20 protein-coding genes and 1 tRNA gene are annotated in these 24,377 nt (G+C 72.7%); 16 read left to right on the top strand and 5 right to left on the bottom strand.

Annotated elements, in window-relative coordinates; all coding sequences use genetic code 11:
• Positions 1-25: 25 nt before the first annotated feature.
• The gene (gene mfd / locus QUG92_RS04445; protein ID WP_289457799.1) at positions 26-3,637 is read left to right on the top strand and encodes a transcription-repair coupling factor; all 3,612 of its coding nucleotides are present in this window, start codon (positions 26-28) and stop codon (positions 3,635-3,637) included.
• 77 nt (positions 3,638-3,714) lie between these two features.
• On the opposite strand, the gene nhaA is transcribed toward mfd, so the two are convergent.
• Positions 3,715-4,893, bottom strand: a complete 1,179-nt coding sequence (gene nhaA, locus QUG92_RS04440; protein ID WP_289457797.1) for a Na+/H+ antiporter NhaA — start codon at positions 4,891-4,893, stop codon at positions 3,715-3,717.
• Positions 4,894-4,992: 99 nt separating this feature from the next.
• Between nhaA and QUG92_RS04435 the strand changes: the two genes are divergently transcribed.
• The 8 genes from QUG92_RS04435 to QUG92_RS04400 all read left to right on the top strand — a co-directional run bounded on the left by QUG92_RS04435 (position 4,993) and on the right by QUG92_RS04400 (position 13,181).
• Entirely contained in the window at positions 4,993-5,637 is a 645-nt protein-coding gene (locus QUG92_RS04435) for a MazG family protein (protein ID WP_289457796.1), read from the top strand.
• 303 nt (positions 5,638-5,940) lie between these two features.
• Positions 5,941-7,185 carry a histidine--tRNA ligase gene (gene hisS / locus QUG92_RS04430; protein ID WP_289457794.1) on the top strand — a complete coding sequence of 415 codons (1,245 nt, stop codon included), beginning with the start codon at positions 5,941-5,943 and terminating at the stop codon, positions 7,183-7,185.
• A gap of 79 nt (positions 7,186-7,264) precedes the next feature.
• On the top strand, positions 7,265-8,548 hold the full coding sequence (gene eno, locus QUG92_RS04425) for a phosphopyruvate hydratase (RefSeq protein ID WP_069711708.1): 1,284 nt from the start codon (positions 7,265-7,267) through the stop codon (positions 8,546-8,548).
• Positions 8,549-8,882: 334 nt separating this feature from the next.
• Positions 8,883-9,440, top strand: coding sequence for an FtsB family cell division protein (locus QUG92_RS04420; RefSeq protein ID WP_182045457.1), 558 nt, complete (start codon positions 8,883-8,885; stop codon positions 9,438-9,440).
• A 35-nt stretch (positions 9,441-9,475) separates the two neighbouring features.
• Positions 9,476-10,024, top strand: a complete 549-nt coding sequence (locus QUG92_RS04415) for a DUF501 domain-containing protein (protein ID WP_069711706.1) — start codon at positions 9,476-9,478, stop codon at positions 10,022-10,024.
• A 43-nt stretch (positions 10,025-10,067) separates the two neighbouring features.
• Positions 10,068-11,540: an NAD(P)/FAD-dependent oxidoreductase gene (locus QUG92_RS04410; RefSeq protein ID WP_069711705.1), complete on the top strand. Its 1,473-nt coding sequence runs from the start codon at positions 10,068-10,070 to the stop codon at positions 11,538-11,540.
• Positions 11,541-11,628: 88 nt separating this feature from the next.
• Positions 11,629-11,702 (top strand) — tRNA-Leu (locus QUG92_RS04405).
• Between the two features lie 135 nt (positions 11,703-11,837).
• Positions 11,838-13,181 (top strand): threonine/serine exporter family protein, encoded by a 1,344-nt coding sequence (locus QUG92_RS04400; protein ID WP_289457793.1) that lies wholly within the window; start codon positions 11,838-11,840, stop codon positions 13,179-13,181.
• Between the two features lie 57 nt (positions 13,182-13,238).
• Here the strand turns inward: QUG92_RS04400 and QUG92_RS04395 are convergent, their stop codons facing one another.
• Complete coding sequence (locus QUG92_RS04395; RefSeq protein WP_289457792.1) at positions 13,239-15,566, bottom strand: hypothetical protein; 2,328 nt, start codon at positions 15,564-15,566, stop codon at positions 13,239-13,241.
• A 245-nt stretch (positions 15,567-15,811) separates the two neighbouring features.
• On the opposite strand from QUG92_RS04395, the gene QUG92_RS04390 reads away from it, so the two are divergent.
• Together QUG92_RS04390 and QUG92_RS04385 are read left to right on the top strand one after the other, a co-directional pair.
• Entirely contained in the window at positions 15,812-16,393 is a 582-nt protein-coding gene (locus QUG92_RS04390; protein ID WP_069711703.1) for a LemA family protein, read from the top strand.
• A gap of 23 nt (positions 16,394-16,416) precedes the next feature.
• Positions 16,417-17,313 carry a M48 family metallopeptidase gene (locus QUG92_RS04385; protein WP_069711702.1) on the top strand — a complete coding sequence of 299 codons (897 nt, stop codon included), beginning with the start codon at positions 16,417-16,419 and terminating at the stop codon, positions 17,311-17,313.
• A 75-nt stretch (positions 17,314-17,388) separates the two neighbouring features.
• Here the strand turns inward: QUG92_RS04385 and QUG92_RS04380 are convergent, their stop codons facing one another.
• Entirely contained in the window at positions 17,389-18,654 is a 1,266-nt protein-coding gene (locus tag QUG92_RS04380) for a winged helix-turn-helix domain-containing protein (protein ID WP_289457791.1), read from the bottom strand.
• 92 nt (positions 18,655-18,746) lie between these two features.
• On the opposite strand from QUG92_RS04380, the gene QUG92_RS04375 reads away from it, so the two are divergent.
• The 3 genes from QUG92_RS04375 to QUG92_RS04365 all read left to right on the top strand — a co-directional run bounded on the left by QUG92_RS04375 (position 18,747) and on the right by QUG92_RS04365 (position 21,951).
• Positions 18,747-20,051, top strand: coding sequence for an AI-2E family transporter (locus tag QUG92_RS04375; protein ID WP_289457790.1), 1,305 nt, complete (start codon positions 18,747-18,749; stop codon positions 20,049-20,051).
• Between the two features lie 45 nt (positions 20,052-20,096).
• Complete coding sequence (gene ilvA, locus QUG92_RS04370; RefSeq protein ID WP_259346195.1) at positions 20,097-21,356, top strand: threonine ammonia-lyase; 1,260 nt, start codon at positions 20,097-20,099, stop codon at positions 21,354-21,356.
• Between the two features lie 103 nt (positions 21,357-21,459).
• On the top strand, positions 21,460-21,951 hold the full coding sequence (locus QUG92_RS04365) for a hypothetical protein (RefSeq protein WP_289457789.1): 492 nt from the start codon (positions 21,460-21,462) through the stop codon (positions 21,949-21,951).
• A gap of 80 nt (positions 21,952-22,031) precedes the next feature.
• Here the strand turns inward: QUG92_RS04365 and greA are convergent, their stop codons facing one another.
• Together greA and QUG92_RS04355 are read right to left on the bottom strand one after the other, a co-directional pair.
• A complete protein-coding gene (gene greA / locus QUG92_RS04360; protein WP_289457788.1) occupies positions 22,032-22,520 on the bottom strand; it encodes a transcription elongation factor GreA in 489 nt (162 codons plus the stop codon).
• Between the two features lie 68 nt (positions 22,521-22,588).
• Positions 22,589-23,083 carry a DUF4307 domain-containing protein gene (locus tag QUG92_RS04355; RefSeq protein ID WP_182047152.1) on the bottom strand — a complete coding sequence of 165 codons (495 nt, stop codon included), beginning with the start codon at positions 23,081-23,083 and terminating at the stop codon, positions 22,589-22,591.
• Positions 23,084-23,160: 77 nt separating this feature from the next.
• On the opposite strand from QUG92_RS04355, the gene mca reads away from it, so the two are divergent.
• Positions 23,161-24,051, top strand: a complete 891-nt coding sequence (mca, locus tag QUG92_RS04350; protein ID WP_289457909.1) for a mycothiol conjugate amidase Mca — start codon at positions 23,161-23,163, stop codon at positions 24,049-24,051.
• Positions 24,048-24,347 (top strand): hypothetical protein, encoded by a 300-nt coding sequence (locus tag QUG92_RS04345; RefSeq protein ID WP_289457787.1) that lies wholly within the window; start codon positions 24,048-24,050, stop codon positions 24,345-24,347. Before mca ends, QUG92_RS04345 begins: the two co-directional genes overlap by 4 nt.
• The last annotated feature ends 30 nt before the right edge of the window (positions 24,348-24,377 follow it).

Here is a 24,377-nt window from a genome sequence, read left to right as displayed (position 1 = left end):
GGACGCCGCCGGTACCATCGTCTGAGTGACGATCTCGGGCATCATCCCTGCGCTCTCGCGCGCCTCCGCGTTCGATCGTGTCCTCCGCGCCGCCGCGCGTGACGCCGACTTCTCCGTCGTCGACGGCCTGCGCGTCCCGCTGCTCGGTGCCCTGCTCGCCGAACGCGGCGGTCCCCAGTGCCTGTTCGTCGTCACGGCCACCGGGCGCGAGGCCGAGGCGGTCCGCGGCGCGCTGACGTGCACCGTGCCCGACGCCGAGGTCCTCGAGTTCCCCGCGTGGGAGACCCTGCCGCACGAGCGCCTCAGCCCGAGCGCGCAGACCGTCGGCACCCGCATCGCGACGCTCCGGAAGCTCGCGGCGTGGCAGGACGCCGACCCGGCCGACCGTCGCACGACCGTCGTCGTCGCGAGCGTGCGGGCCGCGCTGCAGCCGATCGCCGGCAACCTGACGTCGCTCGCGCCGGTGGCCCTCCGGACCGACTCGCGCGGCAACGACCTCGCGCAGATCGCGTCGCAGCTCGTCGACCTCGCGTACGCCCGCGTCGACCTGGTCACCCGTCGCGGCGAGTTCGCGGTGCGCGGCGGCATCCTCGACGTCTTCCCCCCGGGCGCCGACCACCCCGTGCGCGTCGACTTCTTCGGCGACGAGATCGAGGCGATCAAGGCGTTCTCGGTGGCCGACCAGCGCACCACCGACGACGACCTCGGGTCGGTCGAGCTCACCGCGTCCCGCGAGCTCCTGCTCAGCGACGACGTCCGGCAGCGGGCCCGCGAGATGCTCCACGAGTTCCCGAACCTGTCCCAGATGCTGGCGAAGATCGCCGAGGGCATCCCGGTCGAGGGCATGGAGTCCCTCGCGCCGGCACTCGTGCAGGACCTCGTGCCCATCACCACGTACCTGCCCGAGGCCGCCACGATCGCGGTCCTCTCGCCCGAGCGTGTGGCCGGGCGCGCGCACAGCCTGGCCGAGACGAACACCGAGTTCCTGCAGGCCGCGTGGAGCGCCGCGGTCGCGGGAGCGCAGGCGCCGATCGACCTCGACGCGGGCAACTTCCTGTCCGTGCAGCAGCTCAAGAACACCCGCGGCCAGCGCACCTGGTGGACGGTGACGCCGTTCGACTCCGGGCTCGACGAGGGCGACCGGGACCGCGTGCTGAGCGACGCCGAGGCCGCCGCCGAGGCCGGCGAGTACATCCGCGTGCGCGCCGAGGCGATCCCGAGCTTCGCGGGCAGTGCGGACGGCGCCGTCGAGCACGTCAAGCACCTCGTCGACGACGGGTGGGGCGTCGTCGTGACGGCGCAGGGCAAGGGACTCGTCGAGCGCGCGGTCCAGGTACTCGCCGACGCCGGTGTCGCCGCGCGTGCCGAGGACCTCACGGCGCCGCCGGAGCCGGGCGTCGTGATCGTCACGACGGCCTCGGTCGAGGCCGGCTTCGCCACCCCCGACCCGCGGATCGCCCTGCTCAGCGAGGCCGAGTTCTACGGCCGCAGCGTGCAGCAGGGTGCCCGCACGGTCAAGAAGCTCGCCGGTCGCCGCAAGAACGTCGTCGACCCGCTGCAGCTGAAGCCGGGCGACGTCGTCGTGCACAACACCCACGGCATCGGCAAGTTCGTCGAGCTGGTCTCCCGCGAGGTCAGCTCCGGCGGCCGCAACGCCGTGAAGACGCAGCGGGAGTACCTCGTGCTCGAGTACGCGCCGTCGAAGCGGAACTACCCGGGCGACAAGCTCTTCGTGCCCACCGACCAGCTCGACCAGCTCTCGCGGTACGTCGGTGGCGAGAACCCGACCCTGTCGAAGATGGGCGGGTCGGACTGGTCCGCGGCGAAGTCGAAGGCGCGCAAGGCCGTCCGCGACATCGCCGTCGACCTCGTGAAGCTCTACTCCGCGCGCATGGCGTCGAAGGGCCACGCGTTCGGGCCCGACACCCCGTGGCAGCGCGAGCTGGAAGAGGCGTTCCCGTTCGCCGAGACCGCCGACCAGCTCACCACGATCGACGAGATCAAGCGCGACATGGAGAGCCCCATCCCGATGGACCGCCTGCTCTCCGGCGACGTCGGCTACGGCAAGACCGAGGTCGCGATCCGCGCGGCGTTCAAGGCCGTGCAGGACGGCAAGCAGGTCGCGGTCCTCGTGCCCACCACCCTGCTCGTGCGCCAGCACATGGAGACGTTCCAGGAGCGCTTCGCCGGGTTCCCCGTGCACCTGCGTGCGCTGAGCCGCTTCCAGAGCGAGAAGGAGTCGAAGGAGACGATCGCCGGGCTCGCCGACGGCACCGTCGACATCGTCATCGGCACGCACCGGATCCTGTCGCAGAACATCGCGTTCAAGGACGTCGGCCTCGTCATCATCGACGAGGAGCAGCGCTTCGGTGTCGAGCACAAGGACCAGCTCAAGAAGCTCAAGACCAACGTCGACGTCCTGGCCATGTCCGCGACGCCGATCCCGCGGTCGCTCGAGATGGCGGTCACCGGCATCCGCGAGATGTCGACGCTGGCGACCCCGCCGGAGGACCGCCACCCGATCCTGACCTTCGTCGGCCCGCAGTCGGACCTGCAGGTCGCCGCCGCGATCCGCCGCGAGCTCCTCCGCGAGGGGCAGGTGTTCTACGTGCACAACCGCGTGAAGGACATCCAGTCGGTCGCGTCGCACCTCGCCGAGATCGTGCCGGACGCCCGCATCCAGGTCGCGCACGGGCAGATGTCCGAGGGCACCCTCGAACAGGTCATGGTCGACTTCTGGGAGCGGAAGTTCGACGTCCTCGTGTCGACCACGATCGTCGAGACCGGACTGGACATCGCGAACGCCAACACGCTCATCATCGACAAGGCCGACAAGTACGGCCTGTCGCAGCTGCACCAGCTGCGCGGTCGTGTCGGGCGTGGTCGTGAGCGCGGGTACGCGTACTTCCTCTACGACGCCGACAAGCCGCTGTCCGAGACCGCACAGGACCGGCTCGAGACCATCGCCGCGAACAACGAGCTCGGGGCGGGCATGCAGGTCGCCATGAAGGACCTCGAGATCCGCGGCGCCGGCAACCTGCTCGGTGGCGAGCAGTCCGGGCACATCGCCGGGGTCGGTTTCGACCTGTACCTCCGCATGATCGGCGAGGCGGTGTCGCAGTTCCGCGGCGACGTCGCCGAGGGCCAGACCGAGCTCCGGCTCGAGATCCCGGTCGACGCGCACATCCCCGAGGACTACGTCGAGTCCGAGCGGCTCCGGCTCGAGGCGTACCAGAAGTTGTCGGCCGCATCGGCCCCGGCTGCGCAGCCCGAGGCGATCGACATGGTGCTCGACGAGCTCACCGACCGCTACGGGCAGCCGCCGCAGGCCGTCCTCACCCTCGTCGAGGTCTCCCGGCTCCGCCGCATGGCCCAGCAGGTCGGCTTGTCCGACGTGGTCGTGATGGGGTCGAACCTCCGCGTGGCGGGCAAGGAGCTCGCCGACTCGGCGCAGGTCCGGCTCAAGCGGATGTACCCGGGCGCACGCTGGTTCCCGCAGCAGGACGCCGCGAGCATCCCGCTGCCGAAGCCGCACGGCGAGTCCCTGCCCGACGCCGGGCTCATCGAGTGGGTGGAGAGCATCCTGACGGCCGTCTACGGGGCCTCGAAGGCCCCGGCGGAGACGCCCGCCGCCTGATCGGACCACACGACGGCCTGGAGGCGCGGTGCCAGCCGGCACCGCGCCTCCAGGCCGTCGTTTCGTTGCGCCCCGACCTACTCGGTCGCCTCCGCCTCGGAGAGCTCGCGACGCGCCCGGTACCGCCGCGCGCGCAGGCTGACGACGACCGCCGACGCGACCATCGCGATGCCGGAGCCGACCAGCACGGCGAGGACGCCCTCGTCGAGGACCTCCTCGTTCCGGGCGAAGGCCAGTTCGTTCATGAGCAGCGACACCGTGAACCCGATCCCGCCGAGCACACCGACGGTGACGATCGACCCGAACGACAGCGTCGAGCGGCCCGGCGCGCGGAAGACGCGCGTCGCGACCGAGCCGAAGAGCGTGATGCCGATCACCTTGCCGACCGGCAACGCGAGCACGACCGCCCAGAACGTCGGGGACAGCTCGCCGATGCCGACGCTCGGAATGACCACGGCGGCCGAGGCGAACGCGAAGACCGGCAGCACGATCGCGTTGGACCAGGGCTCGACCCGCTCGTGCAGCGTGTGCCCGGGGCGGCGGGGGAGCACCAGGCCGAGCGCGACGCCGGCGATCGTCGCGTGCACGCCCGAGTGGTACACGAGCCACCACGTGACGAGGCCGACGAGCACCATCGCGGCGATGATCCAGCCCTGACCGGAGCGGCCGGGGCGGAGCAGCCGACCGAGGACGGCGAACACGAGGAGGGCGACCGCCGCGCCGCCGAGGGCGGTGAGGTCCGTGCCGTGCGCGAAGACCACGGCGATGATGACGATGGCGATGAGGTCGTCGAGCACGGCCAGGGCGAGCAGGAACACCCGCACGGTCGACGGCAGTCCGCGGCCGAACATCGCGAGGACCCCGAGGGCGAACGCGATGTCCGTCGCGGTCGGGATCGGCCAGCCGTGCTGGTACGGGGTGCCCGTCGTGACCACCAGGAACACCACCGCCGGGACGAGCACTCCGCCGACCGCCGCGATCGCCGGGATGACGGCGGTCTTCGGGTTCGACAGTTCACCGTCGACGACCTCCTGCTTCAGCTCGATGGCGACCAGGAGGAAGAAGACGGCGAGCAGGCCGTCGCTGATCCAGTGCGAGACGGAGAGGTCGAGACCGACCGCGCCCCACGGCGAGTGGGCGTCGAGGAGCCGCTCGAGGCCGGGCCCGAGCGCGGAGTTCGCGACGACCAGGCCGAGGACGGCGGCGGTGAGCAGCGCGACGGCGCTGAAGCGGGGTGAACGGACGAGTGCCTGCACGGTTCTCCAGGTTCCGGGTACGGACGACGGACCGTCGACCAGACTTCCCGACACACCTCGTCCAGGGTACCGGAGCGGGCTGCGTGCCAGCATGACGGGATGACCGCCGTACCGGACCTCGTCGAAGTCGTCGACCGCCTGCTCGCTCCCGAGGGCGGGTGCGTGTGGAACCGAGCCCAGACGCACGCGTCGCTCGCGCGGTACGCGGTGGAGGAGTCGTACGAGCTCGTCGACGCGATCGACTCGGGGGACGACGCCGAGATCCGCGAGGAGCTCGGCGACGTGCTCTACCAGGTGGTCCTGCACGCCGGGATCGCCGCGGCGGCCGGACGCTTCGACCTCGAGGACGTCGCCGCCGACGTCCGGGACAAGATGGTCCGCCGGCACCCGCACGTGTTCGGCGACGAGCACGCCGACACCGAGGACGAGGTCGTCCGGGTCTGGCGGGCGGCGAAGGCGGCGGAGAAGGCCGCGCGGACGAGCGTGTTCGACGGTGTGCCCCGCGCGATGCCGCCGTTGGAGCGGGCGGTCAAGCTGCTCGAACGGCTCGAGGAGCGGGGTGACGCGGAGGCGGTCGTCGGCGCCGCGGTCGGGGCGGGCCGCGAGCAGGAGGGCCGTGACGAGGCGTGGGGGAGCGCGGTGCTGGAGCAGGTCGCGGCGGCGCGGGCGGCGGGGATCGATCCCGTGCGCGGCCTGCGTGCGGCGGTGGCGCGGCTCGAGGAGGCCGGGCGCGCTGCGGAGTGAGACCGGCCCGGGGCTCGTGTCGAGGAGACCGTGAGCGGAGTGGATCGCGGGCGATCGCGGTCAGGAGAGCGGGCACCCTCCCAACCCGAAAAAGGAGGGTGCCCGCGAGCGGGTGACGACGTGCCAGGGAAGTCACGTCGGCAGGGATACCCGCCCGAACCGCGGGACCCCGTTGCAGCACACCGGCCCCGCGAACGGCCCGGTGATCGGATCAGGAGACCACCGAACCGAGGTTCTGCATCCAATGTATCAGCGGGTCGGCACGCGTGCAAGCGGTCCGGTGCGTTCTGGCAGGATTGGCGCATGGCGACGACCGTGACGGCCCCCCGTGGCATGCGAGACCACCTCCCCGCGGACAAGGCGCGACGGGAGCACGTCCTCGGGGTCATCCGCGGCGTGTACGCGCAGCACGGGTTCGACGAGATCGAGACGCCGGTCGTCGAGGAGGCCGCCCGCCTGCACTCCGGCCTCGGTGGCGACAACGAGAAGCTCGCGTTCGCCGTGATGAAGCGCGGGCTCACGACGGACGACGTGCGCAGTGCCGAGGCCCCGCTCGACCTCGCAGACCTCGGGCTCCGGTTCGACCTGACCGTCCCGCTCGCCCGCTTCTACGCCTCGCACCGTGCCGAGCTCCCGTCGGTGTTCCGGGCGGTGCAGATCGCACCCGTGTGGCGCGCCGAGCGTCCGCAGAAGGGGCGCTACCGCCAGTTCGTGCAGTGCGACATCGACGTGCTCGGCGAGCCCGGGCAGCTCGCCGAGATCGAGCTGATCAGCGCGACGACCGCGGCACTCGACGCCCTCGGCATCGCGGGCACCACGATCCGGATCAACGACCGGCGGATCCTCACGGCGCTGCTCGGGTCGTGGGGCATCGTCGACCCCGGAGCTGCGGAGCGCGCCCTCATCACGGTCGACAAGCTCGACAAGATCGGGCCGGAGGGGGTCGCCGCCGAACTGCGCGAGACCACCGGCGCCGAGCTCCCCGGGCTCGAGGACACGATCCGGTCGCTCGAGTCCGCCGACTGGTCCTCCGTGGCCGACGCCGAGTGGCTCGACGCCGAGGCGTTCGCCGACCTCCTGCGCCTCCGCGACGCACTGCCCGGCGCCGACCTGCGCTTCGACCCCACCCTGGTCCGCGGCATGGGCTACTACACGGGCACGATCTTCGAGGTGGCGCACCCGGACTTCGGGTACAGCCTCGGCGGCGGCGGTCGCTACGACGGCATGATCGGGCGCTTCCTCGGCCAGGACGTCCCGGCGGTCGGGTTCTCGCTCGGGTTCGAGCGGCTCGTCGACCTCGTCACGCTGCCGGAGTCGGCCGAGTCCGACGCCGTGGTGCTCGTCTACGACAAGGACGTCGACCCCGTCCGACTCGCCGCGCTCAAGGACGAGGCGCTCCGGTCGCACCGTCGGGTCCGGCTCGAACGACGGGTGAAGAACACCAAGAACCAGCTCGCCGGACTCGTCGAGCAGGGGTTCGACGCGTTCGCGTCCGTCCGGGCGGACACGGAGACGCTCGAGGGCGCCGAGTTCCGTCCACTGTCCTGACGCACGACACCTCCGCTCCACCGCGCGTCGGTAGGATCGGACCCGCAATCACCACAACCGAACTCGTAGGGAGTACCCCGTGGCCCAGATCGATGCCGTAGGCGCACGCGAAGTCCTCGATTCCCGAGGCAACCCGACGGTCGAGGTCGAGGTCCTCCTCGACGACGGCGTCGTCTCGCGGGCGCTCGTCCCGTCCGGCGCCTCCACCGGTGCGTTCGAGGCGTACGAGCTCCGTGACGGCGACGCGAACCGCTACGGCGGCAAGGGCGTCCTCAAGGCCGTCGACGCCGTGCTCGACGAGATCGGCCCGGCGCTCGAGGGCTTCGACGCCACCGACCAGCGTCTCGTCGACGCCGCGCTCATCGAGCTCGACGGCACCGAGAACAAGTCGCGCCTCGGGGCGAACGCCATCCTCGGCGCCTCGCTCGCCGTGGCCCGCGCCGCCGCCGACTCGGCCGACCTGCCGCTGTTCCGCTACCTCGGCGGCCCGAACGCGCACACGCTGCCCGTGCCGCTCATGAACGTCGTCAACGGTGGCGCGCACGCCGACACCAACGTCGACATCCAGGAGTTCTTCCTCGTGCCCTACGGTGCCGAGAGCTTCTCCGAGGCGCTCCGCTGGGGTGTCGAGACCTACCACGCCCTCAAGGGCGAGCTGAAGAAGCAGGGTCTGGCGACCGGCCTCGGTGACGAGGGCGGCTTCGCGCCGGAGCTCGCGTCGAACCGTGCCGCGCTCGACTTCCTGCTCGCCGCGATCGAGAAGGCCGGCTTCACCCCGGGCAAGGACATCGCGCTCGGCCTCGACGTCGCCGCGACCGAGTTCTTCCACGACGGCAAGTACGCGTTCGAGGGCAAGCAGCTCTCGAGCGAGGAGTTCACGGGGTACTTCACCGACCTCGTCGCGAACTACCCCCTCGTCACCATCGAGGACGCCCTGGCCGAGGACGACTGGGAGGGCTGGAAGCACCTGACCTCCGAGCTCGGCTCGAAGCTGCAGCTCGTCGGCGACGACCTGTACGTCACGAACCCGAAGCGTCTGCAGCGGGGCATCGACGAGCAGGCCGGCAACTCGATCCTGGTCAAGGTGAACCAGATCGGCACGCTGACCGAGACCCTCGACGCCGTCTCCCTGGCGCAGCGCCACGGCATGACCGCCATCCTGTCGCACCGCTCGGGCGAGACCGAGGACACCACCATCGCGGACATCGCGGTGGCCGTCGACGGTGGCCAGATCAAGACCGGCGCCCCGGCCCGCTCGGACCGCGTCGCCAAGTACAACCAGCTGCTCCGCATCGAGGAGGAGCTCGGTGACGCCGCCGTCTACGCCGGCCGCACCGCGTTCCCCCGCGCCGCCGCGCTCTAGGACACGCACCGCACGAGACGCCGTCCTCCCTCGGGAGGGCGGCGTCTCGTCGTGTCCAGCGCCGCGTTCTGCGGGCGGGGCGCGCACGGCTGCGCTCCGTCGAGGTCCCACGACTCGCCGTCTGTCGGACGCCGGGGTCCCGCGGGAGGGGGGTGACGACGGCGAGAGCGCAGAATCGTGGAACCAGGGGGCGGACCGGCCGACTGCGGGCGGGACCGACGGGGCGGACGCGTGCCGCGCCTCCCGGCTGCGGCCGCTGGGAGGGTGCCGAACGACGTGCGACGGTCCGCGTGCCGGGCCCCGCGTCGCACCCGGGCCGGGTTAGCGTTGGACCGTGCCCAGCCAGAAGCCCCGCGTCCGCCGCGTCCCCGTGGCCGTGCCGGAGACCGGCGCGCACGAGCAGCCCTGGTACCGGTCCATCCGGTTCTCGGGCTTCAGCCTGCTCATGCTGGCGATCATCGTGCTCTTCGTGGTCGTGCTGGCACCGTCGCTGCGGACGCTCGTGCAGCAGCAGGAGCAGATCGCGCAGCAGCAGCGCGAGGTCGCGGCGCAGAAGGCCGACGTGACGCAGAAGAAGCAGGACGTCGCCCGCTGGGACGACCCCGCCTACATCGAGGCGCAGGCACGCGACCGACTGCTCTACGTGTACCCGGGCGAGGAGAGCTACCTCGTGATGGGTGCCGAGAAGGCGAAGGGGTCCGACCGGGCCCGGACCGACTCGGGCAGCCCGGTGAGCTCGACCGTGCAGACGCCCGAGGTCGACTGGGTGCAGGCGATGCTCTCGAGCGTCCTGCAGTCCGGGCTGACCGACAAGACCACCGAGGAGCTCGTCGCGCCGGACGTCTCCGGCACGGGCGATCCCACCGGCGCGGCCACCAGCGACACGAAGTAGGCCCGCGCCCGGGTCTCCGGTAGGCTCACGTGCCCGTGACCACCCCTCCCTTCGACCCGCCGTCCGACCGTGACGTCCAGGTCGTGTCGGCCCAGCTCGGTCGACCGGCACGCGACGTCGTCGGGATCGCGGCACGGTGCGTCTGTGGCAACCCCACCGTCGTCTCCACGAAGCCCCGACTCGAGAGCGGCACCCCGTTCCCGACGTTCTACTACCTGTGCCACCCCGCCGCCACCGCGGCCGTGAGCACCCTCGAGGCGAACCACGTCATGCCCGAACTCGCGGCACTGCTCGAGGACGAGACCGTCGCGGCGCAGTACCGCGCGGCACACGAGTCCTACCTGGCGGACCGCGAGTCGATCGAGCACGTCGACGAGATCGACGGCATCAGCGCCGGTGGCATGCCCACCCGCGTGAAGTGCCTGCACGCCCTCGTCGGCCACGCCCTCGCAGCCGGCCCCGGCGTCAACCCCATCGGCGACCTCGCGCTCGAGCGCGCGTCCTGGTCGCCCTCCCGGTGTGAGTGCCGGGCGTATGATGGCATCGCAGACGCCGGAGTCGGGGCGGGTGGCGGCGAACTCTGACCAGCCTCCCGGCAACCACCCCACTCCAAGGAGATCATCCCCCGTGCCCAAGATCCTCGTCGTCGGCGGCGGTTACGCCGGTTTCTACACCGCCTGGAAGCTCGAGAAGCACCTCCGTGAGGGCGAAGCCGAGGTCACCATGGTCGACCCGCTGCCCTACATGACGTACCAGCCGTTCCTGCCCGAGGTGGCCGCGGGGTCGATCGAGCCCCGGCACGCGGTCGTCTCGCACCGTCGCCACCTCAAGAAGACGCGTGTCGTCACGGCGAAGGTCACGAAGGTCGACCACGCCACGAAGACCGCGACGATCACCCCGGCCGAGGGCGAGGCGTGGGAGGAGTCCTACGACCAGATCGTCATGACCGCCGGCGCCGTCTCGCGCACCTTCCCGATCCCGGGCGTCGCGGACGAGGCCATCGGCCTGAAGACCATCGAGGAGGCCGCGGCGATCCGCGACAAGATCCTCACGAACTTCCACAAGGCGGCGAACCTGCCGGCCGGTCCGGAGCGTGACCGCCTGCTCACCGTCGTCGTGGTCGGCGGCGGCTTCGCCGGCATCGAGGTGTTCGCCGAGCTCCGCTCGTTCGCCTCGGACCTGCTGAAGAGCTACCCCGAGCTGTCCTTCGACGACACGCACTTCCACCTCGTCGAGGCGATGGGGCGCATCATGCCCGAGGTCTCGCTCGAGACCTCGCACTGGGTGCTCGAGAACCTCGCGTCGCGCGGCGCCGTCGTGCACCTCGACACGCAGCTCGCCTCGGCCGAGGGCGGCGTCTGCCAGCTCAAGGCGAAGGACGACTCGATCGAGACCATCGAGTCCGATCTCATCATCTGGACCGCCGGTGTCATGGCGAACCCGATGGTCAAGGGCACGGACCTCCCGCTCGAGCAGCGTGGCCGCATCCGCGTGCAGCCGGACCTCCGCGTGGTCGACGACAACGGCGTGGTCGCCGACGCGTGGGCCTGCGGCGACGTCGCAGCCGTGCCGGACCTGACCGGCGGCGGGGTCGGCGGTTTCTGCGTGCCGAACGCCCAGCACGCGGTGCGCCAGGCGAAGCAGCTCGCGAAGAACCTCACCGCGGTCATCCGCGGCGAGGCGACGAACGACTACAAGCACGAGAACCTCGGCGCCGTCGCGGGTCTCGGCCTCGGCACCGGTGTGTTCCAGTCCGGCAAGTTCGCGATGAAGGGCTTCCTGGCCTGGGGCGCCCACCGCGGCTACCACGGCCTGGCCATGCCGTCGTGGGAGCGCAAGTGGCGCGTCATCGGCGACTGGGTGGGCGGGTTCTTCCTCGGCCGCGACATCGCGTCGCTCGACGACCGCGAGACCCCCCGTGCCGCGTTCGAGACGTTCGCGTCGCGTCCGAAGGCAGCCGTCGAGGCGCCGGCGCCCGCCGCTGCCCAGGCTCCGGCGGAGGGCCAGCCGGCCGACGCCGCCGGCCCCGCCTACGCCACCCCGGCGGAGGACGTCTCGAAGGACGCCGCACCGGTCGCGGCCCCGGCGAACGCCGAGTAGGACCCGGCAGCACCACACAGCCGACACGACGGCCGTCGCCCCCGCGTGGGGCGGCGGCCGTCGTCGCGTCGGTAGGCTGTTGCGGCCCGCCCCCGTGGCCCAACCGGTAGAGGCACGCGACTTAAAATCGCCGAGTTGTGGGTTCGAGTCCCACCGGGGGTACCTGCGAGACTCGTGTCCGCGGACGCTTTTGCGGTCCGAGTCCCGCGAACGTGTCCGCGGAGCCGAGCCTCGCGACAGCGGCACGGGGGCCAGCGCGGGAGCGGACCGCTCCGGCGAGCACCTACGATCGTCCTCGTGGTCGGACTCGGTAGCGCCCTCGCGAACCTGCGCAACGCGCTCAACCGTCCCGAGGCGCACGTCGAGGTCGTCGACGGCGAGACGGTCCCCGTCGGCATGCTGCTCGGCACCCTCGGCGCCCTGCTGCTCGACGCCGGCAGCTCCGTCACCGACGTGCGGTCCGCGCTCGAGAAGGCCCGCGACGCCGCCGGGGTCGGCCCCACGCTCGCCGTGGGCGTGCTCCCCGCGCTCGTCATGGTCAGCGAGGTCGCCACCGGGGCCGCGACGATCGTGAACGCCGAGGGCGTCGAGCTCTCGTCGCGCCAGGCGGCCCGCGCGAACCGCCTGGTGCTCGGCCTGGAGCGCGGGTCGATCGCCCTCGCCGAGATCCCCGCGCGCGTCCGGGCGATCCGCGCCGGCACCGTGCCCCCGCCGGCCCTGCCGTGGATCACCGGGAACGCCCTGACCTCGGTCGGACTCGCCGTCGTCTTCCGCTGCCCCTGGTGGGCGATCGTCCTCGCGCTCGTCGTCGGCGCCCTCGTCGGCGTGCTCAGCCTGCTGCTCCGCCGCTTCCGCGAGGCCGTCGCCATCATCCCGTTCCTCGCGGCCTTCATGTCGACGACGGTCGTCGGCCTGGTCGCCGCCGGCACCGGGTTCGACCACGTCCCGCTCTTCGCCGTCTGCGCCCCCGTGGCGGTGTTCGTGCCGGGTGCGCTCATCACGAACGCCCTGCTCGAGCTCACCGCCGCCGACATCGTCACCGGGGCGTCCCGCCTCGTGCAGGGCCTCATCATGCTCGGCTTCATGGCCGCGGGCATCGCCGCCGGCAGCGCGCTGACCGGTCTCCGGGTCGACCCGTCCTCGGCGGCGCTCGTCGGCGAGGTCGCCGGTGTCGGCACACTGCGCGGCGGGTGGGAGGCCGTGCCGTCCTACTGGGTGTCGTGGGTGGCCGTGGTCGGCCTGGCGGTGGGTCTCGGCCTGGTCTTCCGCTCCGGTTGGCGGCTGACGCTCGTGTCCGTCGCGGTGATGGTCAGCGCCTACGCCGTCGTGAGCGGGACGACGCCGCTCTGGGGCAGCGTCGTGGCGACCGGCGCGGCGGCGGCCCTGCTCTTCGTCGCGACGCGGCTCCTCGAACGGCTCGTGCCGGTGGTCCCCGCGACGGTGTCGTTCTTCCCCGCGTTCCTGCTGCTCGTGCCCGGCACCGTCGGGCTGGTCGCGGTGGCCACCTTCGACCCGGTCGCGCTCGGGACACCGCTCGCGACCTTCGTCAGCCTGTGCATCGGTACGAAGATCGGCGGGCTGCTGCCGGGCCTGTTCCGACGGGGCGTGCCGCGCCGGACGCAGGCGCACGCCGCCGGGTGACCACCTGACGGACGGGAGGCGCGCGGGGACCCCGACACGCGCCTCCCGTCCGTGTGGTCAGTGGCGGGAGGTCGTCGGCCGGCCCCGGCGGAGCCAGGCCCAGCAGAGGGCGCCCCCTGCCGCGCAGAGCGCGGCGGCCACGGCGACCTCCGTCGGCGAGGGCGCGACGGGGGCGGGACCGGCGACGACCGCGGCGAGTGCGACCGCGGCCACCGTCAGGCCGACGTAGCGGGCGCGGGCGCCCGCGGCGAGGACGGCGCCCGCCGAACGCGGTACCGGGAGCAGGGTGGCGACGAGCGCGCCGACGGCGCCGACGCAGAGGGTGGTCGCGAACTCCGCGACGAGGGCCGACCAGAACCCCGAGCCGGACGGCACCGAGTGCAGCACCCAGCCGAGCGCCGCGACCACGAGCAGGCCGACCGACCGGGCCGTGGCGACCCGGACGCCGGACGCGAGGGTCGACCCGAGGCGGAGCGCGCCCGTGTCCGCTCCCGGTCGGCCGACGGGGACGAGGACCGCCCCGACCACGAGGGCGGGGGAGAGGTCACCGAGCCGGGTCACGCCGCACGCGACCAGGGCCGCGACGACGAGCCACGGCGAGACCCGGAAGCCGACCGACGCCCGGTCGGCACCCGCCGCCCACCGTGTGGCGAGCACGACGACCGCCGTCGTGACCGCCGCGCCCAGGAGGACGGCGACCGCCAGGCGGACGTACCGGGCCTCGAACGAGGCGCCGACCGCGAGGAGCGTCGACACCCCGACGACGCCGACCCCGATCGCGACGGCGGCCCAGGTGGGCAGCACGTCGTCGCCGAGCCGTCGCTCGGCGCGGGATCGGTTGCGCCCGAGGAGTCCGGTGAACGGGTTGCGGAGCCGACAGCGCACGGACGCCCCGACGAGGGCGAGCGGCGCGGCGACGAGGAGGAGGAAGGCCGCGGCGACGCCGGTGGCGAGGAGGACGGTGCCCCACGAGAAGGACGCCTGGATCGTGGGGACGCCGCGGTCGTACGCCGTCGAGGCCGTCCAGTCGCCCGCGGGTCCGGACCAATCGGGGGCACCGCGCTGGCCGTCGCCCGTGGTGCCGCCGGTCGTGCCGCCGCCCGTGGTGCCGCCGCCGTGCGCGCTCCCGCCGCCGGTGCCGGTGCCGCTCGCTCCGGCCCCGGGGGTGGCGCCCGCGCTGCCGTCGGTGCCGCCGGGTCCGGCGCCCGGGGTCGTCCCGGGGGCCGACGGGCTCGGGACCCCGCTGCCGCCGCCGCCGGGCGTCGCGGACGGTCCGTCCGTCGGCTGGGCGCTCCGCCCGGGCAGCAGGACGCGGACACCCGTCGAGGACCGGGAGGCGTTGCCCGCAGCGTCCTGCTGGACGGCGGTCACGGTGTGGGTGCCCGCGGCCACGGTCGACCCGGTGGTCGTGCAGGCCCAGCGGCCGTCCGGGCCGACGTCGCTCCGGCACACCGGTGCCCGGTCGAGGTAGGCGGTGAGCACCGCGCCCGGCTCGCCGGTGCCCCGCACCACGAAGGGCTGCGACGGTACCCGTTCGCCCGTTCCCGGTGCGGTGACGACCGGAGCAGCCGGGGCCGTGCGGTCGAGGAGGACCGTCCGGGGTGCCGAGGCCGCACTGCGGAGGTCCGAGCGGAACCCGTCGGCCGTGCTGGCCGTCTGCACCGCGGAGACCGTGTGCCGGCCGTCGCGGCCCGTGATCGCGACCGTCCACCGACCGTCCGGGCCGACCGTCGTCGTGCGGTCGCCGGCGCTCCCCGCCACCGACACCGAGACCGAGGCGCCCGGGAAGCCGGTGCCGGTGACCGGCCCGATCGTCGGACGGTCCGTCGTGACCGACGGTGGCACGACGACGTCCGAGGCGGGAGCGCTCGACGAGCCGAGTGCCGGGTCGCTGCCGTCCGTCACGGTGAAGACCTGCTGCGGACCGGAGCGGACGGTCGCGATGCACGACCACGCGCCGGAGGCCGGCACGGTCGCGGTGCACCCGGTCGATCCGGTCGCCGCCGGCCCGGCGACGCGGACGCGGTGGCCGGGGGTCCCGCGACCGTGCAGGCGCACGGTCGCGGTCGTGACGTCGCCGGGGTCGGCGATGGTCGGTCGGACGGCGGGACGGTCGGAGGGCAGGGGCGTCGGGGTCCCCGTGCCGGGCGGCAGGGTGCCGAACTGCGGGAACGTCGTCGGCGACGGGACCGGCGTGGTCGTCGCGGCGGCAGCGGACGCGCTCGGCGCGCCGAGCAGGACGGTGAGGACCACGGGCAGCACGGCGGCCAGGGCCGCGGCCAGGGCACCGGCACCGCGGACCGACCGACGCGTCGACGTCCGGGGTCGCCGGACGCGGCCGTCCGCGACGGCCCCCTCGTCCACGTTGTCCCCGAGCGTGTTCACCGGCTCCATCCCACGCGATCTCGCCGCGATGGTCAATCCACCACACGGATGATGTGTCCGCAGACCGACGTGGCCGGGCGGCGACCGGACGAGCGGTGGGCATCACTCGGGAATCACCCGTGAACCCCCGCCCACGGCAGGGACGACCCGGTCGGCCTCGGTAGGATCGTGCCCGGCCGTCCGACGGCCACGCACCGGCTGCGGTCCTCCCGCGTCGGACCCGACGCGCGAAGGAGAACGCCCCGATGGACACCGGACTCGTCACGACGCTGATCGTCGTCGGAGTGGTGGTGGTCCTGCTCGTCGTGGTCGGGATCTACCTCTGGGTGACCTACAACTCGCTCGTCACGCTGAAGGTGCGCGTGGACGAGGCCTGGAGCGACATCTCGGTGCAGCTCAAGCGCCGTGCCGACCTCATCCCGACGATCGTCGACACGGTCAAGGGGTACGCGACGCACGAGAAGTCCGTCTTCGACGACGTGACGAAGGCCCGGTCCGAGACCCTGACCGCGGGCGACGCCGGGAGCGCGTCCGCCGCCGAGGGGCACATGCAGAAGGCGTTGAAGAGCGTGTTCGCGGTGGCCGAGGGCTACCCGCAGCTGCAGTCCAGCCAGAACTTCCTGCAGCTGCAGTCCGAGCTCGTCGACACCGAGGACAAGATCCAGGCGGCCCGACGCTTCTACAACGGCGGGGTGCGCGAGCTCAACACGAAGATCCGCGTCTTCCCGAACTCGACCTTCGCCAAGAGCAAGGGCTTCACCGAGGCGACGTTCTTCGAGTCCGCCGAACCGGCGGCGATCGCCGAGCCGCCACGCGTGCAGTTCTGACCCCAGCGGCGTCGGGCTGACCCGTGTACAGCGCCATCGCGCGGAACAAGCGCAACACCGTCCTCATCGTCCTGGTGTTCCTGCTCGTGATCGGGGCCCTCGGGTTCCTGGGCGGGTACCTCGCGGGGAACGTCTCGATCGGCGTCGTCGTGCTCGTCGTGGCGATCGGCTACGCGGCGCTGCAGTACTTCACGGCGGCACGACAGGCGACCGCGATCGCGGGCGGCGTCGAGGTCGACCGGACCACCGAACCACGACTCTGGCGGACCGTGGAGAACCTGGCCATCACGACCGGGACGCCCATGCCGCGGGTCTTCGTGGTGGACGACCCGGCACCGAACGCGTTCGCGACCGGGCGTGACCCGGAGCACGCCATCGTCGCGGCGACCACCGGACTCCTGGCACTGATGGACGACCGGGAGCTCGAGGGCGTCATGGCGCACGAGCTCGGGCACGTGCGGAACCACGACATCCGGGTCTCGACCATGGTGTTCGGGCTGGTGGTCGCCGTCGGGTTCATCGCGGACGTGCTGCTGCGCATCTCGGTGTTCGGCGGGCTGGCCGGACGTGGCCGGAACAACGACTCGGGCAGCAACAACCCCGTGCTCATCGTCGCCGGACTCGTCGCCGTGCTCGTGGCCCCGGTCGCGGCCGCGGCGGTGCAGGCCGCGGTCTCACGCCAGCGCGAGTACCTCGCCGACGCGACGGGTGCGATGACGACCCGGTACCCGGAGGGCCTGGCGAGTGCGCTCGAGAAGCTCGGCGCGTACGGCCGGCCGACCCGGACGCAGAACTCCTCGATGGCGCACCTGTGGATCGCCGATCCGATGCGCCCGGGCGTGATGGACCGGCTCTTCTCGACGCACCCGCCACTGCCGGACCGGATCACGCGCCTGCGGAACAGCCTCGACCGCTTCTGACCGCGGCCCGGAACCGAGCCACCCGGCGGGCCGGAGGGCGTCTGACGGGGCCGGCCACGGGCCTCCAGGCCGACGTCAGGTGGTGACGTCGTCGGCGTCCGCGTCGGCTGCCGCTGGATCGTCGGCGGCCTCGTGCGGGACCAGCGCGACTCCGAGCGCTCCCGCGACCGCGGCGGCGGCGGTACCCCGGTCGGTGACCTCGATCCCGTCGAGACCCTGCCACGCGGCCGCCCGTCGCAGCGTGACGGCGAGCCGCTCGGCGTCCAGGTGCTCGCCGGGCTCCTGCCAGGCCGTCCGGACCCGGAGCACGCCACGCTGGCGGTCGCTCTTCAGGTCGACGCGTCCGGTCAGCCGGTCGTCCTGCAGCACGGGCAGCACGTAGTAGCCGAAGACCCGCTTCGGAGCCGGCGTGTAGATCTCGATCCGGTAGTGGAAGCCGAACATGCGTTCCGCGCGACGACGGAACCAGACGACGGGGTCGAACGGGCTGAGCACCGCGTCGGCGGTGACGTGGCGGGGGACCCGCGTACCGGCGTGCAGCCACGCCTGCTCGCGCCAGCCCTCGACGCGGACCGGCAGCAGCTCGCCGCGGTCGACGAGCTCGGTGATCGCGGCGGCGGTGTCGTCCGACCGGAGCCGGAAGTGGTCGGCGAGGTCGGCGCGGGTGCCCACGCCGATCGCCCGCGTGGCGCGGCGCACGAGTTCGGTGATCGCGGTGTGGCGGTCGGGAGCGGTCTCGAGCGCACCGACCGGCAGCACCTGGTCGGGCAGGGCGTACACGCGCTCGAAGCCCGAGCGGCCGGCGCTGACGACCTCGCCCCAGCGGAACATCTGCTCCAGCCCGGTCTTGACGTCGCTCCACCCCCACCAGGGACCGCGTCGGACGTTCGCCTCGTGCTCGACGGCGCTCGCGGGCATCGGTCCCTCGGCGGCGAGCAGGGCCCGGAGCTCGCGCCGGACGCCGGCCGTGCGCTCGACCCCGGCGACCCGGTTCGGCCGTGCGTCCCGCTCGCGGTACGCGTCCATGCGCCAGCGGAAGAGCGGCAGGTCGGTCCGCGCGACGAACGCGGCCTCGTGCGCCCAGTACTCGGCGTACGGGCCGCGGCGGGTCAGGGTCAACCGGTCGAGGACGGCGCGGTCGTAGCCGCCGAGCCGCGCGAACAGGGGCAGGTAGTGGCTCCGCTCGAACACGTTGACGGAGTCGATCTGCAGCAGGCCGAGGCGTCCGATCGTGCTCGTCAGCGTCCTGGTGGCGACGGTGTCGGCGGGCGCGGCCCCGAACCCCTGCGCGGCCAGCGTGACACGACGGGCCTCGGCGGCGGAGAGCGTGGACCTGACCATGGGACCGACGCTACCGATGCCTGCCGACACGCTGCACGCGGGCGGGCGCGGCGCCAGGAACGCGGCCAGGACCCCGTGGATACAGTGGCGGAATGGCATGGGGCAGGAAGCGGACGCAGGCGCCGACACGGACGGAGTCGCAGCCGACGCAGCCGCCGACGCATCCCGATCCGGTGGTCGAGGACTCGGTCCCCACGGGCATGCGGATCGCGGGGGCGTGGTCGTGGCGCGTGCTCGTCGTCGTCGGCGTCATCGCGGTCTTCATCTGGCTGATGACGGTGTTCAGCCAGATCCTCATCCCGTTCCTCCTCGGCATCGTCGTGTCCGCGCTGCTGGTCCCGATCTCGAACTGGCTGCAGCGGCACCACGTGCCGAAGTGGTTGGCGGTCGTCATCAGCCTGCTCGGCGGGCTCGCGGCGCTCGGCGGCCTGATCTGGCTCGTCATCGACCAGATCATCGCGTCCTACCCGTCGCTGCGTGACCGGACGGTGGAGCAGTACGCGAACATCCGCGACCTCGTGCTCAACTCCGGCCTCGGGATCACCCAGGGCGACGTCAACGGGTGGTTGAACGACGGCACGAGGTGGGTGCAGGAGAACTCCGGGCAGATCCTCTCCGGCGTCGCGAGTGCCGGCTCGAGTGCGACGCACGTCTTCGAGGCGCTCTTCATCATCCTGTTCACCACGATCTTCCTGCTCGTCGACGGCAAGAACGTCTGGCGCTGGACGGTCCGGCTGTTCCCGCGCAAGGCCCGGGCCGCGGTCGACGGCGCCGGGGTCGCGGGCTGGATCACGCTCACGAGCTTCATCCGCGTGCAGATCTTCGTGGCGTTCGTCGACGCGGTCGGCATCGGCCTCGGCGCGTACATCGTCGGCCTGTTCTTCGGCGGGATGCCGCTCGTGATCCCGATCGCCGCGTTCGTGTTCCTCGGTGCGTTCATCCCGGTCGTCGGCGCCATCGTCACCGGGTTCCTCGCGGTGTTCGTCGCCCTCATCTTCAACGGTCCGCTCGCCGCGGTGCTCGTCCTCGGTGTCGTCCTGCTCGTGCAGCAGATCGAGGGGCACATCCTGCAGCCGCTCGTGATGGGCAACGCGGTCAAGGTGCACCCGCTCGCGGTGGTGCTCGGCGTGACCGCGGCGTCGGGCCTGGCGGGGATCGCCGGCGCGTTCTTCGCCGTGCCGCTCATCGCGACGCTGAACGCGATGGTCACCACGATCGCGAGCGGGCGGTGGCGCGGGCTCGACTCCGACCACGTGCTCGAGGCGACCCCGAAGCGCGGGCAGCACGGCCGCATCCAGCTCATGCGCCGACGTCGGCACCAGGTCGGCGACGACGTGCCGCCGCCCGGGGCGGACCGGCAGCCGACGGCTGCTGAGGGAACCGCCAGCACGAACTGACGTAACGGGTTCGCCGTGACGGCCGCGAGCGACGATGATGGGGGCGTGACCGACACCTCCGTGCCCCAGCAGCAGACCGTGGCGTTCCCGACGTTCGCGGACATCGAGGCGGCGCGGGAGACGATCGCGGGGGTGGCGCGGGTCACGCCGATGGAGACGTCGCAGTTCCTCGGCGAGCTGCTCGGCTCACCGGTGCACCTGAAGTGCGAGAACCTGCAGCGCACCGGCGCCTACAAGGTCCGCGGGGCCTACAACCGCCTGGCGGCGTTGAGCCCGGAGCAGCGCGCCGCCGGCGTCGTCGCCGCGAGCGCGGGCAACCACGCGCAGGGCGTCGCGCTCGCCGCCCGGGAGCTCGGCATCCCCGCCACGATCTTCACGCCGGTGGGCGTCGCACTGCCGAAGCTGCAGGCCACGCGCCACTACGGCGCGGACGTCGTGCTCCGCGGGCACTCCGTGGAGGAGGCCCTGAGCGCCGCGAAGGACTTCGCCGCCCGCACGGGTGCGGTGTTCATCCCGCCCTTCGACCACCCGGCGGTGATCGCCGGACAGGGCACGCTCGGTCTCGAGATCGTCGACCAGGTCCCCGACGTCGACACGGTCGTCGTGCCGATCGGCGGCGGCGGGGTCATCGCGGGCATCGCGCTCGCGGTGAAGGGCATCGCCGAGCGCCAGGGCCGCGAGATCCGGGTCGTCGGCGTCCAGGCCGAGAACGCCGCCGCCTACCCGTCGTCGATCCGAGCGGGCCAGCCCGTCACGATCACGACGAAGCCGACGATCTCGGACGGCATCGCGGTCGCCCGCCCCGGCGAGCTGAACTTCCCGATCATCCGCGACCACGTCGACGAGATCGTCACCGTGTCCGACGACGACACCGCCCGGGCGCTCCTGGTGCTCCTCGAGCGGGCGAAGCTCGTCGTCGAGGCGGCCGGCGCCGTCGGTGTCGCGGCGATCATGTCGGGTGCCGTGCGCGACACCGGGCGCACCGTCGTCCTGCTCAGCGGGGGCAACATCGACCCGCTCATGATGGAGCGCGTCATCACCCGCGGTCTCGTCGCCGCCTCGCGCTACATCGGCATCCGCATCATGCTGCCGGACCGCCCGGGGCAGCTCGCCCGCGTCGCCCAGGTGATCTCGGACGCCGGTGCGAACGTCGTCGAGGTGCTCCACACCCGGCACGGGCAGGGGCTCGTCATCAACGAGGTCGCCCTCGACCTGTCGATCGAGGCCCGCGGCCCGGAGCACGCGCAGGAGGTCATCCAGCGCCTGCACGAGGTCGGCTTCCGCCCGGAGCTGCTCGAGCACTGACGGCACGGCCGTCCCGTCAGCGCTCCGCACGGAGCGCGCGTCCGACCGTCAGGGTTCCGTTCGCGACGGTGTCGCCGGCCGGGAGGCGCGTGATGCTCCCGTCATGACCCTCACGTCGATCCTGCCGTCACTCCGCGCCTCGCTGCCCGACCCCCTCGACCCGACGCTCTGGCCCGTGCGCACCGAGGCCACGATCGACGACGTCCGCGTCCGCGCCGTGTCGATGCAGCGCCTGGCCGCCGTCGCCGGGACGCCGTGCGTGCACACGGCCGAGCAGGCGCCGCCGCGGTACCGCCCGCGCGACTGGGTGCCAGCGGACGTCTGCGTGACCGTCGCCACCGTCACGCGGGTGCGTCGACCGTGGGGCGTGCTCTTCGTCGAGCTCGACGCCGTGGTCCCGGACTGCGCCGTCCTCGACGAGGCGCGGTTGATCGGCCGGCGGTCGGTCGCCCCCTCGGCCGAGGTCACCGTGACGACGAACGCGACGGGCACCGCCGGCCGCGAGGCGCTCCTGCCGGGCGACGTCGCGGTCGGCGACCTCGTGTGCTTCCCGTGCGTGCGGGCGCTCACGCACCGCGAGGTCGTGGCGCGCTGAGGCGCCGCACGACGGCAAGCAGCTCGCGCCACGTGATCACGTGGCGCGAGCTGCTTCCGGTCGTGCGAGGGCGGCGCGCCCTACGGCTCGTAGCGCTCGACCTTCGTGACCTCGACGGCGATCTCCTTGCCGTTCGGGGCCGTGTAGCTGGTCTTCTCGCCGGCGCGGAGCCCGACGATCGCGGCACCGACCGGGCTGACCGGGCTGTAGACGGTCAGGTCCGAGCCCTCGGCGACGATCTCGCGGTTGCCGACGAGGAAGGTGGACTCGTCGCCGGCGATCACGGCGGTCACGACCGTGCCGGGCTCGACGGTGCCGTCGAAGTCCGCCTCGCCGACGGTGGCGTGCTTGAGCAGCTCGGTGAGCTGACGGATGCGGGCCTCGATCTTGCCCTGCTCGTCCTTCGCGGCGTGGTAGCCGCCGTTCTCCTTGAGGTCGCCCTCCTCGCGCGCCGCCTCGATGCGGTCCGCGATCTCCTTGCGGGCGGGGCCGGAGAGCTGCGCGAGCTCGGCCGTCAGACGGTCGTGCGCCTCCTGGGTCAGCCAGGTGACCTGGGTGTCGTTGCTCATGTGGGGTTCCCTTCGACAGAGAACGAGACCGGCCGGTGTGGCCGGTCTCGTCCGCGAATCAGACGAGTCTAGGGAACCCAGCAGTCGTGGATCAAGCCGGTCACGCCGCGAGTCGTCGTGTTCACGTCGGTCGAGATGGTCCGGGTGCGCTGGTCGGACTCCGGGAGCGTCACGACCTTCCACCCCACGATCGAGTACGACTTGTCGAGCACCTGCACGGCGCACTTCGCCTCGGTGCCCGGATCGACCGAGACCTGCGAGTGCACGACCGTCCGGTGGTCGGACACGACGGTGTACCCGACCTCGGTGTTGTCGAGTCCGTGCGAGGTCTGGTCGAGCCCGGCCCAGACCACCCACGCGACGAAGACGAGCACGACGGCGATCGCCGCGAGGACGCCGAACAGCCGGCCGCGCCGGCGTCGGTCGGGCGTCCGGCCGTACCGGTCGTCCAGGGTCGCAGCGGTGGCGGCCGACGACGCGGTGGTCGCGGATCCGGCGGGGTGCAGCGGTTCGGACAGTTGGGGGCTCCCGGGGTGATTATCCTGATCCCCAGGGTAGTTCACGCCCCGCTGTGCGCTGCCCGCATGCACGCGGACGCCGCGTGCGCGCCCCACTCGACTCGCACCCCGTGAGGAACACCGTGCCGTACCGCCTGCTGGCCGTCCACGCCCACCCCGACGACGAGTCGAGCAAGGGAGCCGCGACCGCCGCCCGGTACGTCGACGAGGGGCACCAGGTCCTCGTCGTGTCGTGCACCGGCGGCGAGGCCGGGGACATCCTCAACGAGCAGCTCGGCGAGCCGTCCACGAGCCGCGCGCACCGGGACATGGCGGGATTCCGCCGCGGCGAGATGGCGGCCGCGCAGGCTGCGCTCGGCATCGACCACGTGTGGCTCGGCTACCACGACTCGGGCCTGCCCGACGCCGAGCAGGGCGAGACCGTGCGCCCCGGCACGTTCTCGACGGTGCCGCTCGAGTACTCGACCGAGGCACTCGTCCGCGTCGTCCGCCGGTTCCGTCCGCACGTGCTCGTCACGTACGACGAGAACGGCGGCTACCCGCACCCGGACCACATCCGGACGCACGAGGTCTCGATGGCCGCGTGGCGGGACGCCGCCGATCCGGCGAAGTACCCGGCCGCCGGTGCCCCGTGGTCGGTGTCGAAGCTCTACTACGAGCGCACGATGAACCCCCGCCGGTTCAGCACGATCTACGAGGCGCTGCGGGAGCGCGACCCGGAGAGCCCGGCGCTCGAGCAGCTGCGCGAGTGGGTCGAGCGGTTCGCCGACCGGCCCGACCTCGCGACCACGCACGTCGACGTGCACGAGTACTTCGACGCCCGCGACGCCGCCCTCCGTGCGCACGCGAGCCAGGTGCCGCCGGACAGCGCCTTCTTCTACTGGCCGAACGACCTCCTCGCGACGGTGTGGCCCACCGAGGACTACCAGCTCGTCGAGGCACGCGTGCCCACCGAGCTGCCGGAGTCCGACCTGTTCGCGGGGATCCCTGACGACGAGGACACCACCGCGTGAGCACCATCCTGACGGCCATCGCCGCCGCCCCCAGCCCGAGCCCGTCGGTCGTGCCCGACGTCGACGTCACCCCCGGGGTCGCCGGCTTCATCGCCATCGCGGTCGTCGCGGTCGTGACGATCCTGCTGGTCGTCGACATGACCCGTCGCATCCGTCGCACGCGCTACCGCTCGGAGGTCCGGGAGCGGCTCGAGGCGGACGCGGGGTCCGGTGACCGCACGTCGACGGGCGAGGCGGCGCGTCGCGCCGCGGAGGACGGCCGGGCCGACGTCGGCGACGACACCGAGCGCGGCTGAGTCCGCACACGACGGACGGGAGGCCCGTGG

The organism is Curtobacterium citri, assembly GCF_030362955.1.
GTDB lineage: Bacteria > Actinomycetota > Actinomycetes > Actinomycetales > Microbacteriaceae > Curtobacterium > Curtobacterium citri.
The sequence above is the reverse complement of the archived record's forward strand: the minus strand, read 5'-3'. Positions and strand labels throughout refer to the sequence as shown.